The 13,537-nt window shown below is 68.5% G+C and carries 21 protein-coding genes; 19 read left to right on the top strand and 2 right to left on the bottom strand.

Annotation, left to right across the window (positions count from 1 at the left end; all coding sequences use genetic code 11):
• Positions 1-84 precede the first annotated feature (84 nt).
• A complete protein-coding gene (locus tag ACFYY8_RS28845; protein WP_390046217.1) occupies positions 85-957 on the bottom strand; it encodes an ABC transporter substrate-binding protein in 873 nt (290 codons plus the stop codon).
• Between the two features lie 181 nt (positions 958-1,138).
• Positions 1,139-1,948: a UTRA domain-containing protein gene (locus ACFYY8_RS28840; protein WP_390046215.1), complete on the bottom strand. Its 810-nt coding sequence runs from the start codon at positions 1,946-1,948 to the stop codon at positions 1,139-1,141.
• Between the two features lie 964 nt (positions 1,949-2,912).
• On the opposite strand from ACFYY8_RS28840, the gene ACFYY8_RS28835 reads away from it, so the two are divergent.
• The 19 genes from ACFYY8_RS28835 to ACFYY8_RS28745 all read left to right on the top strand — a co-directional run bounded on the left by ACFYY8_RS28835 (position 2,913) and on the right by ACFYY8_RS28745 (position 13,437).
• Positions 2,913-3,137 (top strand): hypothetical protein, encoded by a 225-nt coding sequence (locus ACFYY8_RS28835; RefSeq protein WP_390046213.1) that lies wholly within the window; start codon positions 2,913-2,915, stop codon positions 3,135-3,137.
• A 448-nt stretch (positions 3,138-3,585) separates the two neighbouring features.
• The gene (locus ACFYY8_RS28830; protein WP_390046211.1) at positions 3,586-3,921 is read left to right on the top strand and encodes a hypothetical protein; all 336 of its coding nucleotides are present in this window, start codon (positions 3,586-3,588) and stop codon (positions 3,919-3,921) included.
• A 276-nt stretch (positions 3,922-4,197) separates the two neighbouring features.
• Positions 4,198-4,431, top strand: coding sequence for a hypothetical protein (locus ACFYY8_RS28825; RefSeq protein ID WP_390046210.1), 234 nt, complete (start codon positions 4,198-4,200; stop codon positions 4,429-4,431).
• 11 nt (positions 4,432-4,442) lie between these two features.
• Positions 4,443-4,694: a BldC family transcriptional regulator gene (locus ACFYY8_RS28820; RefSeq protein ID WP_390046208.1), complete on the top strand. Its 252-nt coding sequence runs from the start codon at positions 4,443-4,445 to the stop codon at positions 4,692-4,694.
• 316 nt (positions 4,695-5,010) lie between these two features.
• A complete protein-coding gene (locus ACFYY8_RS28815; protein ID WP_390046206.1) occupies positions 5,011-5,598 on the top strand; it encodes a hypothetical protein in 588 nt (195 codons plus the stop codon).
• The gene (locus ACFYY8_RS28810) at positions 5,595-6,755 is read left to right on the top strand and encodes an SRPBCC family protein (RefSeq protein WP_390046204.1); all 1,161 of its coding nucleotides are present in this window, start codon (positions 5,595-5,597) and stop codon (positions 6,753-6,755) included. The genes ACFYY8_RS28815 and ACFYY8_RS28810 overlap by 4 nt, the downstream gene beginning before the upstream one ends.
• 45 nt (positions 6,756-6,800) lie before the next feature.
• The gene (gene gvpJ, locus ACFYY8_RS28805; RefSeq protein WP_362780971.1) at positions 6,801-7,214 is read left to right on the top strand and encodes a gas vesicle protein GvpJ; all 414 of its coding nucleotides are present in this window, start codon (positions 6,801-6,803) and stop codon (positions 7,212-7,214) included.
• A gap of 1 nt (position 7,215) precedes the next feature.
• Positions 7,216-8,031 (top strand): GvpL/GvpF family gas vesicle protein, encoded by an 816-nt coding sequence (locus tag ACFYY8_RS28800; RefSeq protein WP_390046202.1) that lies wholly within the window; start codon positions 7,216-7,218, stop codon positions 8,029-8,031.
• Positions 8,032-8,034: 3 nt separating this feature from the next.
• Positions 8,035-8,304 carry a gas vesicle protein GvpG gene (locus ACFYY8_RS28795; RefSeq protein ID WP_352014141.1) on the top strand — a complete coding sequence of 90 codons (270 nt, stop codon included), beginning with the start codon at positions 8,035-8,037 and terminating at the stop codon, positions 8,302-8,304.
• A gap of 4 nt (positions 8,305-8,308) precedes the next feature.
• Entirely contained in the window at positions 8,309-8,698 is a 390-nt protein-coding gene (locus tag ACFYY8_RS28790; protein ID WP_390046200.1) for a gas vesicle protein, read from the top strand.
• Position 8,699: 1 nt separating this feature from the next.
• Positions 8,700-9,116, top strand: coding sequence for a gas vesicle protein (locus tag ACFYY8_RS28785; RefSeq protein WP_390046198.1), 417 nt, complete (start codon positions 8,700-8,702; stop codon positions 9,114-9,116).
• A complete protein-coding gene (locus tag ACFYY8_RS28780; protein WP_390046196.1) occupies positions 9,109-9,897 on the top strand; it encodes a GvpL/GvpF family gas vesicle protein in 789 nt (262 codons plus the stop codon). The genes ACFYY8_RS28785 and ACFYY8_RS28780 overlap by 8 nt, the downstream gene beginning before the upstream one ends.
• Positions 9,887-10,129: a gas vesicle protein gene (locus ACFYY8_RS28775; RefSeq protein ID WP_390046194.1), complete on the top strand. Its 243-nt coding sequence runs from the start codon at positions 9,887-9,889 to the stop codon at positions 10,127-10,129. The genes ACFYY8_RS28780 and ACFYY8_RS28775 overlap by 11 nt, the downstream gene beginning before the upstream one ends.
• A gap of 91 nt (positions 10,130-10,220) precedes the next feature.
• Entirely contained in the window at positions 10,221-10,553 is a 333-nt protein-coding gene (locus tag ACFYY8_RS28770) for a gas vesicle protein K (protein WP_390046192.1), read from the top strand.
• 299 nt (positions 10,554-10,852) lie between these two features.
• Positions 10,853-11,704, top strand: a complete 852-nt coding sequence (folP, locus tag ACFYY8_RS28765; protein ID WP_390046191.1) for a dihydropteroate synthase — start codon at positions 10,853-10,855, stop codon at positions 11,702-11,704.
• Positions 11,701-12,138 carry a nuclear transport factor 2 family protein gene (locus ACFYY8_RS28760; protein ID WP_390046189.1) on the top strand — a complete coding sequence of 146 codons (438 nt, stop codon included), beginning with the start codon at positions 11,701-11,703 and terminating at the stop codon, positions 12,136-12,138. Before folP ends, ACFYY8_RS28760 begins: the two co-directional genes overlap by 4 nt.
• On the top strand, positions 12,135-12,497 hold the full coding sequence (gene folB / locus ACFYY8_RS28755; RefSeq protein ID WP_390046187.1) for a dihydroneopterin aldolase: 363 nt from the start codon (positions 12,135-12,137) through the stop codon (positions 12,495-12,497). The genes ACFYY8_RS28760 and folB overlap by 4 nt, the downstream gene beginning before the upstream one ends.
• Positions 12,494-12,991: a 2-amino-4-hydroxy-6-hydroxymethyldihydropteridine diphosphokinase gene (folK, locus tag ACFYY8_RS28750; protein ID WP_352014132.1), complete on the top strand. Its 498-nt coding sequence runs from the start codon at positions 12,494-12,496 to the stop codon at positions 12,989-12,991. Before folB ends, folK begins: the two co-directional genes overlap by 4 nt.
• Entirely contained in the window at positions 12,988-13,437 is a 450-nt protein-coding gene (locus ACFYY8_RS28745; RefSeq protein WP_390046185.1) for a DUF3180 domain-containing protein, read from the top strand. Before folK ends, ACFYY8_RS28745 begins: the two co-directional genes overlap by 4 nt.
• Positions 13,438-13,537: the final 100 nt, after the last annotated feature.

Genomic DNA, 13,537 nt, shown 5'->3' with positions numbered 1-13,537 from the left:
TTGGTGACCGTGTTGGGTGCCGGTGTGGGGGTCGATTTTGAAGGCGCCGAACAGGGTGGTGGTCTCCAGGTCGGTAGCGGCCTGTCAGAGAGCGGTACGTGAGGTGCTTCCGGCGGTTGTGGCGCAGTGGGTGGCGATGGTCGCGGCGGCCACGGCCTGGACGGCCGGGTAGTCGGGGAGTACTCCGGCGCGTTCGCGGTAGGCGGTCAGGAAGGTGGGTTCGTCCATGCCGAGGCGAGGTGTGGGTGTCGTGCCGGGGAACCACTGCCCGATGCCGTAGATCCCCTGGGGGTGGTCGAGGGCCTGGCCGAACTCGTGGACGCCCGCCGCGACCGTGCACACCACCTGGGGTGGTACGGGCAGTGCCCTGGCTCGCTGGATGGTTTGGATGTCTTCTTCGAAGGCTCCAGCGCACAGCAGCGCCCACGGTTGCGTCGTGGCCATGCTGGCCAGGTCGTCTTCAGGGCCGAGCCGTGTGGTGGGCAGGCCCAGGGCGCGCGCGGTGGTTTCGGCGCCGTCGCCGACCTGTCGGCCGAAGCTGCCCTTGCCGGCGGCGATCCACAGGGGCAGGGGTGTGGTGGTGGCCAGGTGGTGCAGGAAGGGGGTGGCGTATTGGCTGGTGGGGGTGAGGATCGAGATGAGATGCCCGGGGTGGGAGGCTTCGACGTCGTCGCCTGATCCGCCGTGGTTCCACAGCAGGCGGTCGTGGTCGGCGGCCAGGCGGGCGGCGGTGCGGGTCAGGTGGGTGGAGTAGGGGCTGAGAAGGAGGTCGCACCGGTCGGCCAGCTCACGGAATCCCGCCCGCAGGACGGCGGGGTCGCTGTGGTCGTCCTGGATGAGGAGGTTCAGGGCGGGGCTGGCGGTGTGCCAGATCTCCAGGCCGAGTTGAGCTTGGCGTCCGAAGCGGGCGTGTTTGCCGGACAGCGATAGGAAAGCGCCGATGGTGAGGGCTGTCACCGCATTTTCACCTCGTATCGGAACTCGTGACTGTCTGCCGCTGGACTTCCAGAAGCCCGTAGATGCGAGTGTTTGGCCGTACTGGGAGGGCCCTCCGCGTTGCGGCGAACGCGGAGGAGCGGTTTTGGCGCCTGTTTATGGTGTTGTTGGCCGCCGGAATGGTCTGGCGATAGATGGATGCTCAGAAGTGGTCGAATCCGGCTACTTGTCCGATGACGAATACGTGTCGGCTGGCCGCGCAGACAGTTTCCAATGCGTGGATGGGGATGTCGTCGGTGCTGATGCTGATCCGGAGTACCTGCACCACCCATTCGCCGGGTATTTCCAGCAGGTCGGCTTCGTACGGTGTCGGTGGCCGGGAGGTCAGTGTCTCGGTGGCGTGGCTGAAGCGGTGGCCGAGGTCTTCGATCGCGGCCTGGAGGGTGGGCAGCACGAATTCCTGCTTGTCCAGCCTGGTGTCCTGGGCGACATCGAGGCGGAAGTAGCTGGTGGAGATCCGTACGGGTACGTCGTTGGCCCAGAACATCTTGCGGCGGGCGATCACGGTGTCGCCTGGTTCGACGCGTAGGGCGACGGCCACGTGCTCGCTTGCGGGTTCGGGGCCGATGAAGAGCATCTTGCGCTCTGGTTTGAGTCCCTGGCTGGCGGCTTCGGTGAGGTAGAGGGATTTCGAGCCGCGTACCGCCGGTGGTGTGGGGATCGCTCGTTCCACGATGACGCGTGGGCGTGGCTCGATTGGTCCTGTCGGGGCCTGGTGGGGTGGGGCTCCGGCTTTCTTCATCTGGCTCACCCTTCCTGGGGTCACTCCCAGGTGGCGGGCGATGTCGTCCTGTTTCATGCCGGACTCCTGGGCCTCGATGATCGCGGCGCGGCGGATTCGGGAGAGTTCTACGGATTGGCCTTGCAGCGTTGCCATAGCGGCGGATGCGGCGCGCGCACGGTCAAGTGGGTCGGAAATGGCTGCGATGTCATGCAGCGTCCTGGCATCCAAGGTATCGGTCCTTCACATCGCGTCCACTCGAAATTTAGCCCCCCTATTGCGTCGCTGTCGACGGCAGGCTATCGTCCGAGCACATGGACTTTAGCCCCCATAAACAAGAGGGCATTAAGACCATAACGGACAAATGCGAGTGGATTGGTGGCGGTCACGTCGTCCAGTCTGTCGCACTCGCGAGTGATACGCCGCGCGGCCGAGGACTTGGCGGTCACCGGCTGCGCGGTCACAGCTTCGACATGAGATCGGCCCCGGAATCGCGGTGAGGCAACACCGGCCGGGGCCTTGATCAGGAAGGTGTCTCCTGACGTGAGCAAGAGTAGTGCTCCGAGCTTCGGCCCGGACACATCGATCCGGGACGGATGCGGCTGCTTCGCCGGTGCCGTACCTCTGCCCATGGGATGCGCCCGGTGTGGGCATTCTCCCTACGCCCACGGCTGTCCCGGTCAGGACGAGCACGAGTATGTGCAGCCGTCCGGGCTATTGATGCACGCCCGTCTCCAGGCCCGTCGCGAGCACGGCCCGCAGTTTCTTCCCGCTCCTCGGCCTCCGGTGGAGGTCGCACCCGCCGAGGTGATTCCGCTGGTGTCCGCTCAGCGGCGTCCCGATCCTGAGCCGGTGGCGCCCGCGATGGTTCCGGCCGCGAAGGCTGTACCGGATGGTGGTGGGGAGCCGGATCTTGGGCCGGTTGCGGTTCCGGAGTCTGTGCCTGTGGAACCGGTACGGCCCACGCGGCCACCGTTGCCCAGGAGGGTTCGGCGTCCGTTCCCTCGGGGGGGTCATCTGGACGCGGGTGCACCAGCTCCACCACTTCGGTGTACGGCCTCGATGTCTTGTTGCTCGTGCTCCTACGGCCTGTCGGCCGGTTCGGGTTTCGGCTGTTTCTTGTTCCGCAGGGCAGGCCCGTCTGGCGATCACCTCGTCGGTAAGAGCCTCTGATCGGATCACGGAGGTCCAGATCATGCACGACACCCCCACGACCCCGGTGATCCCGGGCTGGCGGTTGATCATCAGTGACGCGGGCCGGTTCTGGGCCTTCCGTACCCATGTCTTCTCCCGCGTCGCCGTACGGGCCGGAGCCGAGTCGGCCGTGGACGCCGACACCTTCGACGAGGTCCAGGAGGCCGTGGCCGAGCAGGAGAAGACCGCCCGCGCCGCCGCCTTCGTCGAGGAGGTCACCTCATGACCGGACGGCACCGGGACGGCCGGCCGTACGCCCCGGTCTATCGACGGGTGTGGGACGGACCCGCACGGGCGGAGGCTGAGCGGATCGATCAGGCCTGGGCGGACTGGACCGTGCTCTACAGCCTGGGACGGCGCTGTTTCTACGCGGTGGCCGCTTGGGAGGGTCCCCGGCCGGTGATCGTGGAGGACCCCACCTCCGAGGGGTTGGAGGAGCGGATGCGGGAGGCCGAGATGATCAGAGCCATCCGGCTCTCACCGCATTCCTCCCCGGCGCCGGTTCGGCGTAGGAGGGGCGGTGCTGGCCGTCCGCCTTCCGGGGCACGGAACGGGGAGGTCGGCGAGGAGCGGGGTTCGCCGGGTGGGGAGACGGCGTCCGCTGGAGGACGGCCTTTGTCGGGTGAGGCAATGGTGTCCGTCGGGGCACGGCCTTCGCCGGGTGGGAGGGCGGCATGACGTCGGGTGTCGCGCGTCAGAGCTGCGACGCCGTACAGCGGGCGCACTCCGACTGGCTGGTCTTCCACAACTCGGCGACCGGGTTGTGGAGCGCCTACCGTCGCGTTCCTCCTGGCAGGCCGGGTCCTGGGGACACGCCGCTGGTGCGGGCCGGGTCGGCTGAGGAGCTGGACCGGAAGCTGACCGCCCAGGCGTCCCCGGTGGTGCCGCCGAGCATCCGGGCCGTCGCCATCGCCCGCGCTCTCCAGGCTGCTCGGATCTCCCGGGTCGTTCAGGCCGTATGTCCTGGTCAGGTCGTTGTTCCGGGCCTGCGCAGACTTCTGCGCTCCTGAAGCCGGTACGGCGGGCGGTGGACGTTCATCCCACCCGTCGCTCGCCGTACCCCATGAACGTGCGGCTCAGGGATGAGGGACCTGGGCCGCACACCCTCGCAGACGGTTTCCATGCGCGCCGGGACAAATGGGCGTGTCGGGGAAGAGGGAGCCGTCTGGCACGCCGGCCCCGTACTCGTGGGGCCGGTACTCCTCCAGGGTGCCCGGCCCGTGCTCCCCGGCTCGGGGCCGGGTGCCCGTCCCTCGCTTCTTCCGCTCCCAGAACCAGGGACGACCGTGACCGAGTACGAACGTCGGTTGATCGACCTGCTCACCAGCACCCACCCGGCCTGGCGGTACGAGGAGCACGACCTGCCGGGACTTCCTCGATGGTGGGCCATCCGCTACGGCCCCCTGCGACCCGACCAGCGCAGGGCCGGGGCCAGGGACGTGCTCGGCCGTACGACCCTCCACCGGTTGGCCGAGGCGCTGGCCCGGCACGACGAGATCCTCCACCGCAGCCGCTACTGAAGGAGAGCCCCATGTCCCCCCTCAAGGCCGTAGCCCCGGACGGCACCTTCGCCACCGGACCCGACACCACCGACCGCCTCCTTACCCCCGGCGAGGTCGCCCGCATCTTCGGCGTGGACCCCAAGACCGTCAACCGGTGGGCCCTCACCGGCCGTATGCCCTCGGTGCGAACCCCCAGCGGCCACCGTCGCTACCGCGAAACCGACGTCACCACCTTCCTCAACGGAGGGTGTCCCACTGACGATCGAGCCTCTCGGGGGTGAGGGTCCAGTCAGCTCTCCGCTGACCATCTGGCGAGGACCGCCGGTGCCTCCGGCCGCCGCGAAAAGCCGGGAAAATGCGTTCTTTCAGGTTACAAACGAGGTATGTCTACTTTTTACCTATATGTGTTTTTCTGTCGGCTTTTCGGGTAGGGAGACAGCCTGTTCGGAAACCAGATGCTTCCGACACGTTTAAAGCGGCAGACGTTTGTCCTGGACAACGTCTCCTTCCCGCCGGTGGCCCGTCGAGGCTCCGGGCGGACGGATTCCACGACGGAGTGATCGTTTAGGGGTGGCGATCGTGAAATGCGGAGTGCAAATGGCCCTGGCGGTCGGCGCGGGTTACTTCCTCGGTCGGCGTCACAAACTACGGACGGCGCTGGCGCTGGCGGCGGCGGGCGCGACCGGTCGGCTGGGCATGGGCGGAGGCGGCCTGCTGCAGCAGGGCCTGAAGCAACTCGGGGCCTCTCCCGAGCTGGAAAAGCTCACACAGAACGTGCGGGGAGAACTGCTCGACGTGGGTAAGGCCGCGGCCAGGGCCGCGGCGAGTCGGCAGATCGACTCACTGACCTCCAAGCTTCACGAACGCGCCGAGTCGCTGCGCGTCCCCGGTGGTCCCGCGGGTGAGGAAGAGGGAGAAGAGGAGGAGACGCGTCCGAGGAGGCGCCGTCCCACCGAGAGCCGGGGCCGTACGGCCCGCAGGTCCCGTGAGGAACCGGAGGACGAGGAAGAGGAGTTCGAGGACGAGGAGGAGCCGGAGGACGAATTCGAGGACGAAGAGGAGGAAGAGGAAGAGGAAGAGCCTCCACGAGGTCGGGGCCGGGCCGTACGGGTCCGGAGTCCGCAACGGGAGAGAGCCTCCCGGCGTGACCGTCCCGTCCGCCGCGTCCGGGATGAGGCGCGATGACCGAGCAGACGAAGACGAAGGGGAAAGCCGGAGAGATCACACAGACTCTTCCCGTCGATCAGCTCACCGAGGAACTCCGCAATCTCGCCGAGGCGCTCGGAGAGCGACTTCTGTCGTCCGCGACCGAGAAACTCGGCGGACTGACCGGTCGGCTGACCGACTACATCGACAAGGGAGACGGCGGGGTGGTCGGCCTCGTCGGATCGGTGATCGGCTCGAAGCACCCCGTGGCCAGCGGGCTCAAGGAGGTGGCGAAGACAGCGGCCGGAGGCCTGCTCCAGAAGGTCACCGGTGGCGGCAAGGGTGGCAAGGGGAAGAAGCTCAAGGTCACCAACATCGTCGAGACACTCGACGTGGGGGCCCCACTACGGCTCGTCTACGACCAGTGGACCCAGTTCGAGGACTTTCCCAGCTTCACGAAGAAGGTCGAGGGGGTTCAGCAGGAGGCCGAGGGGAAGCTCTCCTGGAAGGCACAGGTCTTCTGGTCCCACCGGACCTGGGAGTCGACCATCGTCGAGCAGATCCCCGACCGGCACATCATCTGGCGTTCCAAGGGCGCCAAGGGCCACGTCGACGGCGCCGTGAGCTTCCACTCGCTCGGTCCCGACCTGACCCGTGTCCTGCTCGTCCTGGAGTACCACCCGCAGGGGTTGTTCGAGCGCACCGGCAACCTGTGGCGGGCGCAGGGCAGGCGGGCGCGCCTGGAGTTCAAGCACTTCCGGCGGCACGTCATGACGCAGGCGCTGCTTCACCCGGACGACATCGAGGGCTGGCGCGGCGAGATACGCGACAGCAAGGTCGTCAAGGACCACGAGACCGCCCTGAGAGAGGAGGAGTCGAGGGAGCCCGAGACCGAGGAGACAGAAGAGGACCAGGGGGAACCGACGCCTGTGAACGGCGAACACGCCGCCGGGGCCGAGGAGGAACCAGAGGCGTCCGCGCAGGCGAGGCGTCCGGTACGGCGCCGCCGCGCCGAAGCCGAGAAGCCGGAAGAGCCCGAAGAGCCCGAAGAGCCGGAGGAGCCGGAGGAGTCGGACGAGGCCGATGAGGCCGAGGCGGCCACTCCGAGGCGTCCGGTCCGGCGTCGCGCCGCGGACACGAAGACAAGGGAGGCTCCGCGCCCGGCCCGCCGCCGGGCAGCCGCCCGGAGCACGTGACGTGGAATCCGGGAAGGAGATCGCGGAGCCGGGGAGAGGCGGCTGATGACCATCGTGCAACCTTCGGGAGCGGGAGGGGGTGGCGGATCCTCCTCAGGACTGGCCGACGTCATCGACACGATTCTCGACAAGGGTCTCGTGATCGACGCCTTCGTCAGGGTCTCGCTCGTCGGCATAGAGATTCTGACGGTCGACGCCCGCATCGTCGTGGCCAGCGTCGACACCTATCTGCGTTTCGCGGAGGCCGCGAACCGGCTCGACCTCACGCAGACAGGAGGAAAGGGCCTGCCGGAAGTGGTGCAGGACATGACACAGGGCGTGGGCAGGGCGAAGACCAAGGGCATCACCCAGGGGGCGCTGGACGCGGCGGGAGACAAGCTGCGTGACTTCCTGGGTGCCGAGGAGTCCGAGGAGGAACCCGAACCGGCGCCTCGCAGACGGCGAAGGCGGGAGGACTGAGATGCCCCGCTCCACGAAAGAGACCGAGACCGCCGGGACCGGCGAAGCCGTACGGCAAGTGGGAGGCGGCGCCTCCTACGTCTACGGCATCGTGCCGGGCGACACCGAGGTGGACCCTGACGCCAGGGGAGTCGGTGACCCGCCCGGACGGATCCGGCTGGTACGGCACGGCGAGATCGCCGCCCTGACGAGCGAGATCGTGCTGGACCGCCCGCTCGGCAGGCCGGAGGACCTCTTCGCCCATCAACGGCTGTTGGACGAGGCCGCCGCCGAGGTACCGGTGCTGCCGCTCCGCTTCGGAGCGGTGCTGACCGATGACGGAGCGGTCGTCGGCGAACTGCTCGCTCCCAACCACGACGCGTTCCGCGACGCGCTGGAGGACCTGGAAGGGCGGACGGAGTACATCGTCAGGGGCCGCTACGTCGAACCGGTGGTGATCGGTGAGGTCCTCGCGGAGAACGCCGAGGCCTCCCGGCTGCTCGACGGGATTCGCGGCAAACCCGAGGACGCGACATGGGACGCGCGGATCCGGCTCGGCGAACTGCTCGGCGAGGGCGTGGCGGCCAGACGTGACGCCGACACCGAGGAGATCGTCGGTGCCCTCGCCCCGCTGAGCGTCGCCGTCGCCGTACGGGAGCCGACCCACGAACAGGACGCCGTGCACGCGGCGTTCCTCATCGAGACCGACCGGTTGGAGGAGTTCGAGCGGGCTGTCGAGGAGTTCGGCGATCGGTGGGCGGACCGGGTGACCGTACGGCTGCTCGGACCGCTGGCACCGTACGACTTCGTCACGACTCCACAGGCGGGGGAGGGATGACGGATGGACCTGTTCGGCCTGACCCTGGGCCTGCCGTTCGCCCCGATCCGTGGGCTGATCCGGCTCGCGGAGCTGATCGAGGAGCAGGTCGAGCTGGAGACACGAAGCCCGGCCGGGGTCCGGCGGAGGCTGGAGGAGATAGCGGAGGCAAGGCGTGCCGGTCTGATGACCGAGGAGGAGGAGACCGAGGCGGTGACGCGGGTCCTCGGGCGGTTGACAGGCCGCCCCGGCACAGACGGCACCGCCCTGCCGGGTGACGGGGAGAGGGGGTGATCCCGTGCCCGCCAGGCGCAGAGCCCGTGGCGAGCGGATCGCCGAAGCGGACGTCTCCGACGACCTCTACGACGAGGAACCCCTCGACGAGGACGAGGACGAGGAGGAGCCGCCGCGGACCAGAGGGCGGCGCCTCACCGCGGCGACCGTGGGTCGGTTCGCCGTACGGGAGATCACCGAGCTGACCGCGAAGGAGGTCGAGGGCGTCACGTTCGTGCAGCCGAAGGAGGACGGCTGGCTCGTCGGGGTCGAGGTCGTCGAAGACCGTCGCGTTCCTTCCTCAGGGGACGTCCTGGCGCTCTACGAGGTCGAACTGGACCGGGAGGGAGACCTGCTGTCCTACCGCAGGACAAGTCGCTACAAGCGCGGCAGAGGAGACAGTGAGGGGCCGTGAGATGACCAGTCCGGTACGACCCGGTTCCGCGATGCCTCAGGGATACGGCAGCAGGTCGCTCGCCGGACGGGAGACGACCAGCCTGGGCGACATCCTGGAACGTGTACTCGACAGAGGCGTGGTGATCGTGGGAGACATCCGCGTGAACCTGCTGGACATCGAGCTGCTCACGATCAAGTTGCGCCTGTTGATCGCCTCGGTGGACACGGCACGGGAGCTGGGCATCGACTGGTGGGAGCACGATCCGTGGCTGACCTCGAAGGACCGCGACCTGGTTGAGGAGAACCGCAGGCTCCGCAGGCGGCTCACCGCGCTTGAGGAGGACGGGCTCGTCGAGGCGCGGGAGGACGTCAAGGGCGTGACGCGCGGCGGGACCACCGGGGAGCGGTCACGCGTGCCGAGGGAGGGCCGTGACTGAGACCGGCACATACGTGTACGCGATCGCACACGGCGCGGACAGCCCCGACCCGTCCGGCCTGGAGGGGGTGGCCGGCGCACCGGTGAGGACGATCGAGTACGCCGGTCTGGTCGCGTACGTCAGCGCCGTACCGCTCGACCGGTTCGGGGAGGAGCCGCTCCGGCGCTCGCTGGAGGACCTGGACTGGGTCGCGGCCACCGCCCGCGCCCATCACCGTGTCGTCGAGGCCGTCTCGGAGGCGGTCGCGACGGCCCCGGTGCGGCTCGTCACGGTCTACACCGGCGAGGAGCAGGTGAGCGCCCTGCTGGAACGGAGACACGACGACTTCGCCGAGGTGCTCTCGCACGTCGCCGGGCGCAGGGAGTGGGGGGTGAAGGCGTACGCGGGGCAGCCCGCGGGGACCCCGTCGTCCGGCGGGCGGGAGCAGGAGGGCGAAAGCCCGGGAACGGCCTACCTGAGACGGCGCCAGGCGAGCCTGCACGACCGGGACACCGCGTGGCGCCACGCGGCCACCGAGGCCGAGCGGGTCAACGCCGCGTTGTCCGCCGTCGCCGTGGCGAGCAGACGTCACCGCCCCCAGGACCCCGAACTCTCGGGACGTGAGGAGTGGATGGTGCTCAACGGTGCCTATCTGGTCGACGACGACCTCGCCGACGAGTTCGCCGCGACTCTCGACGCCCTCCGTGGGCAGGGTCTCGACCTGGAGCTCACCGGCCCGTGGGCCCCCTACTCCTTCACCGACATCGATCTTGGTACGGCGGAGGCGCCGGATGACGTCTGAGGTCTCCAGGAGAGCCGAGCCGGCCCGGCGGGGACGGTTGCCACCGGAGCGGGTGGCGCTCGTCGATCTCCTGGACCGGCTGCTGGCGGGCGGCGTCGTGGTGACCGGCGACCTCGTCCTGTCCATCGCCGACGTCGATCTCGTACGGATCTCCCTCCGCGTGCTGATCACGTCCATCACGGAGGCGACCGTGATCGATCCGGAGGGCCTCCATGAACCGGTCCGGAGGTGAGCCGCCCGCCTCCGGCGGCCCAAGGCCGGGGACGGGACGGTCCAGGACGAAATGGTCAGCCGGGGTGCCGTCGGGAGCGGCCCGATCGAGGGTGACCTGGCCGCGCGGGACGCGGCCGGAGAAGAGTCGCTCCCGGACCGTACGGCGGGACGGCTGGCGCCTCGACACCGACCCCGAGCGGGTCGAGCGCGACCTGACGTGCCTCGTCCTCACCCTCGTCGAACTGGTGCGTCAGCTGATGGAGCGACAGTGCGTGCGGCGGATGGAACAGGGGGACCTGTCCGACGAGCAGATCGAGACGCTGGGCCTGACGCTGATGCGCCTCGAAGGCGCGATGAAGGAACTGTGTGAGCACTTCGACCTGTCTCCCGCCGATCTCAACCTCGACCTCGGCCCTCTCGGGACGCTTCTCCCCATGGACTGACTGTGGCCTTGGGAGGTTTTGCGGGGTTTTTCAGTGATTTATGGGGGTGGGCGGCATCTGTTCCGGAGCCCAAGGAAGGGGTGAGGGAAAGGGGGACGAGGCGGGGGAGGGAGGGCTAGTCTCTGATCGTGCTCGGGCTGATATCGCCAGACTTGCCAAGGTCCAGCCTGCTCCAGTCCCTCCAGTCCGGACACTTCGCACCTTGTGCCACCCGTCGCACACCGGGCGCGATCCCTTGGTATGACACAAGCCGGACCCGCGATATGGGCGAAGGGCGGACAACGCCTAGGCTTGTCCGCATGACTACGTGGAGTGTGCCGGGGCTGCCCAGCGAGGGCCGCTGCCTGGTGATGGGCGTGGTCAACGTCACCCCTGATTCCTTCTCCGACGGAGGACAGTGGTTCGACGTGGCGACGGCCGTACGACATGGGCTTGAGCTGGTCGAACAGGGTGCGGACATCGTCGATGTCGGCGGCGAGTCCACCCGGCCCGGTGCGGCCAGGGTCTCGCTCGCCGAGGAGCTGGCCAGGGTCGAGCCGGTCATCAGGGCGTTGAGCCGAGAAGGCGTCACCGTCAGTGTCGACACCATGCGGGCCGAGGTCGCGCAGGCGGCGGTCAACGCGGGTGCGAAGCTCGTCAACGACGTCAGCGGCGGTCTGGCCGACCCGGAGATGCCGAGAGTGGTGGCCGCCGCCGGCGTGCCGTACGTGGTGATGCACTGGCGCGGCCACAGCCACTCGATGGACAGCCGGGCGATCTACGGTGATGTTGTGACCGAGGTTCGAGAGGAGTTGTCGAAGCGGGTCGCCTCCGTGCTCGCCGAAGGGGTCGCGGAGAGCCAGATCGTGCTCGACCCCGGGATCGGCTTCTCGAAGAACTCCGACCACAACTGGGCCGTGCTCGCGGGCATCGACCAGCTCTCCGAGCTGGGATACCCCCTGCTCATCGGAGCATCACGCAAGCGTTTTCTCGGCCGTCTGCTGGCCGACCAGGACGGTACCCCCCGACCCTTCGGCCAGAGCGACGACGCCACGATCGCCGTGACCGCCCTCGCCGCGCAGGCGGGGGCCTGGTGCGTTCGAGTGCACGACGTACGCCCGAACGCGGACGCTGTCCGCGTGGCCGCAGCAGTTCAGAGAGCGAGATCATGAGCGTCGACACCACCGCCGTCGAGACGGTCAACCAGGCGTTCTACACCGCGATCGAGAACGCCGACCTCGACCGCATGACCGAAATCTGGGCCGAGGACCTCGAAGGTGAGCAGGTGAGCTGCGTGCACCCGGGGTGGCCGATCATCAACGGCCGCCAGGAGGTGCTGCGCTCCTGGGCGCTCATCATGGCCAACACGCCCTACATCCAGTTCGTGCTGACCGACGTCCGCGTCATGGTGCTCGGGGACGTGGCGATCCTCACCTGTGAGGAGAACATCCTCACCGCGGGCGACGAGGGTGATTCCAGCTTCGCGGCGGGAAAGGTCGTGGCGAGCAACACCTTCGTCAGGACCTCCGGTGGCTGGCGGCTCTGGCTGCACCACGGATCTCCCGTTCTGCAAACCGACGACGACGAGGAGGAGGAAGCCGCGTGACGGACCGGATCAGCGTCAGGGGCCTGAGGGCGCGGGGGCGCCACGGTGTGCTGGCCGCCGAGCGGGAGCTCGGCCAGGAGTTCGTGGTGGACGTCACGCTTCTCCTCGACACCGCCCCGGCCGCCGAGGGCGACGACCTCGAAAAGACCGTCGACTACGGAGAGCTCGCCCAGGACCTGGTCAAGGTCGTCGAGGGTGAGCCGGTGAACCTGATCGAGACGCTGGCCCAGCGCCTGGCGGACGTCTGCCTGGCCCGTGAGGCGGTTCAGTCGGCAGAGGTGAGCGTGCACAAACCCGCCGCACCCATCCCGCTGCCGTTCGACGACGTGGTCGTGACGATCGTCAGGAGCAGATCATGAAGATCGTTCTGGCCCTCGGCAGCAACCTGGGCGACCGGTTCGACACGCTGCAGGGCGCGCTCGACTCACTGTTCGACTCCTCGGAGCTGGAGTTCGTGGCGGTCTCCCCGGTCTACGAGACGGACCCGGTCGGCGGACCCGAGCAGGGGCCGTACCTCAACGTGGTGGTCATCGCCTCCAGCACCCTGGAACCCAGGGCGCTCCTCGAACGCGCGCTGAACGTGGAGAACGTCTTCGGCAGGGTCCGCGCCGAGCGCTGGGGCCCGCGCACCCTGGACGTCGACCTGATCGCGGTCGGCGACCTGACCTCCGACACCCCCGAGCTGACGCTGCCGCACCCCAGGGCGCACGAGCGCGCCTTCGTGCTGGTCCCCTGGGCCCAGATCGACCCGGACGCCGTACTCGGCGGGCGTGGGATCACGGAGTTGCTCGCCGACCTGGATCAGACCTCTGTACGGCTTCGCCCCGACCTGACCCTCCAGAGGCCGGAGTGAGGCCGAGCCGTCCCGGGGTGCTTTTCGGCGTTCTCCTCGTGTGCACGATCCTGTCGTGGGCGTTGCTGAGGCCGTTCTACTCGGTCCTGCCGAGGGTGCCGTGGACGGCGATCCCCACGGTGTTGCTGCTGGCGATCGGTGAGGCCTACAGCGGGTGGATGACCCGGGCGAGGATCGAGCGAAAGCCGGACACCAAGCCCGTCGAACCGCTCGCGGTCGCCCGCCTCGCGGCGCTGGCCAAGGCGTCGGCGTACGCGGGGGCGGTCTTCGGGGGCATGTTCGCCGGATTCACCCTCTACACCGCCGAACTCCTTGAGCAGGAGATCCCCCGCCAGGACTTCATGATCGCGGGCGGCTCGTTCGTCTCCTGCGTACTACTGATCGGCGCCGCCCTTTACCTCGAACACTGCTGCAAGGTGCCCAAGGACTCCGAAGAGGAACGGTGACCCCCTGCGCCGCCTTCGGCGTCGCAGGGGGGTAGCCCCTACCCGTGATCTTCATGCCTGCCGCAGGGACATGGCAGCGCCCAGATGATCCACTGGTTGC

It is taken from the genome of Streptosporangium sp. NPDC001559 (assembly GCF_042893955.1).
Taxonomy (GTDB): domain Bacteria; phylum Actinomycetota; class Actinomycetes; order Streptosporangiales; family Streptosporangiaceae; genus Streptosporangium.
Note: the sequence above shows the minus strand (reverse complement) of the source record. Positions and strands in the feature narration are given on the sequence as shown.

What these genes read in the sequence shown, in the direction of transcription:
- ACFYY8_RS28835 (WP_390046213.1), top strand. Translation starts at nt 2,913, where the DNA reads ATGCACGACACCCCCACGACCCCGGTGATCCCGGGCTGGCGGTTGATC.
- ACFYY8_RS28830 (WP_390046211.1), top strand. Translation starts at nt 3,586, where the DNA reads ATGACGTCGGGTGTCGCGCGTCAGAGCTGCGACGCCGTACAGCGGGCG.
- ACFYY8_RS28820 (WP_390046208.1), top strand. Translation starts at nt 4,443, where the DNA reads ATGTCCCCCCTCAAGGCCGTAGCCCCGGACGGCACCTTCGCCACCGGA.
- ACFYY8_RS28815 (WP_390046206.1), top strand. Translation starts at nt 5,011, where the DNA reads ATGGCCCTGGCGGTCGGCGCGGGTTACTTCCTCGGTCGGCGTCACAAA.
- ACFYY8_RS28810 (WP_390046204.1), top strand. Translation starts at nt 5,595, where the DNA reads ATGACCGAGCAGACGAAGACGAAGGGGAAAGCCGGAGAGATCACACAG.
- gvpJ (WP_362780971.1), top strand. Translation starts at nt 6,801, where the DNA reads ATGACCATCGTGCAACCTTCGGGAGCGGGAGGGGGTGGCGGATCCTCC.
- ACFYY8_RS28800 (WP_390046202.1), top strand. Translation starts at nt 7,216, where the DNA reads ATGCCCCGCTCCACGAAAGAGACCGAGACCGCCGGGACCGGCGAAGCC.
- ACFYY8_RS28795 (WP_352014141.1), top strand. Translation starts at nt 8,035, where the DNA reads ATGGACCTGTTCGGCCTGACCCTGGGCCTGCCGTTCGCCCCGATCCGT.
- ACFYY8_RS28785 (WP_390046198.1), top strand. Translation starts at nt 8,700, where the DNA reads ATGACCAGTCCGGTACGACCCGGTTCCGCGATGCCTCAGGGATACGGC.
- ACFYY8_RS28775 (WP_390046194.1), top strand. Translation starts at nt 9,887, where the DNA reads ATGACGTCTGAGGTCTCCAGGAGAGCCGAGCCGGCCCGGCGGGGACGG.
- folP (WP_390046191.1), top strand. Translation starts at nt 10,853, where the DNA reads ATGACTACGTGGAGTGTGCCGGGGCTGCCCAGCGAGGGCCGCTGCCTG.
- ACFYY8_RS28760 (WP_390046189.1), top strand. Translation starts at nt 11,701, where the DNA reads ATGAGCGTCGACACCACCGCCGTCGAGACGGTCAACCAGGCGTTCTAC.
- folK (WP_352014132.1), top strand. Translation starts at nt 12,494, where the DNA reads ATGAAGATCGTTCTGGCCCTCGGCAGCAACCTGGGCGACCGGTTCGAC.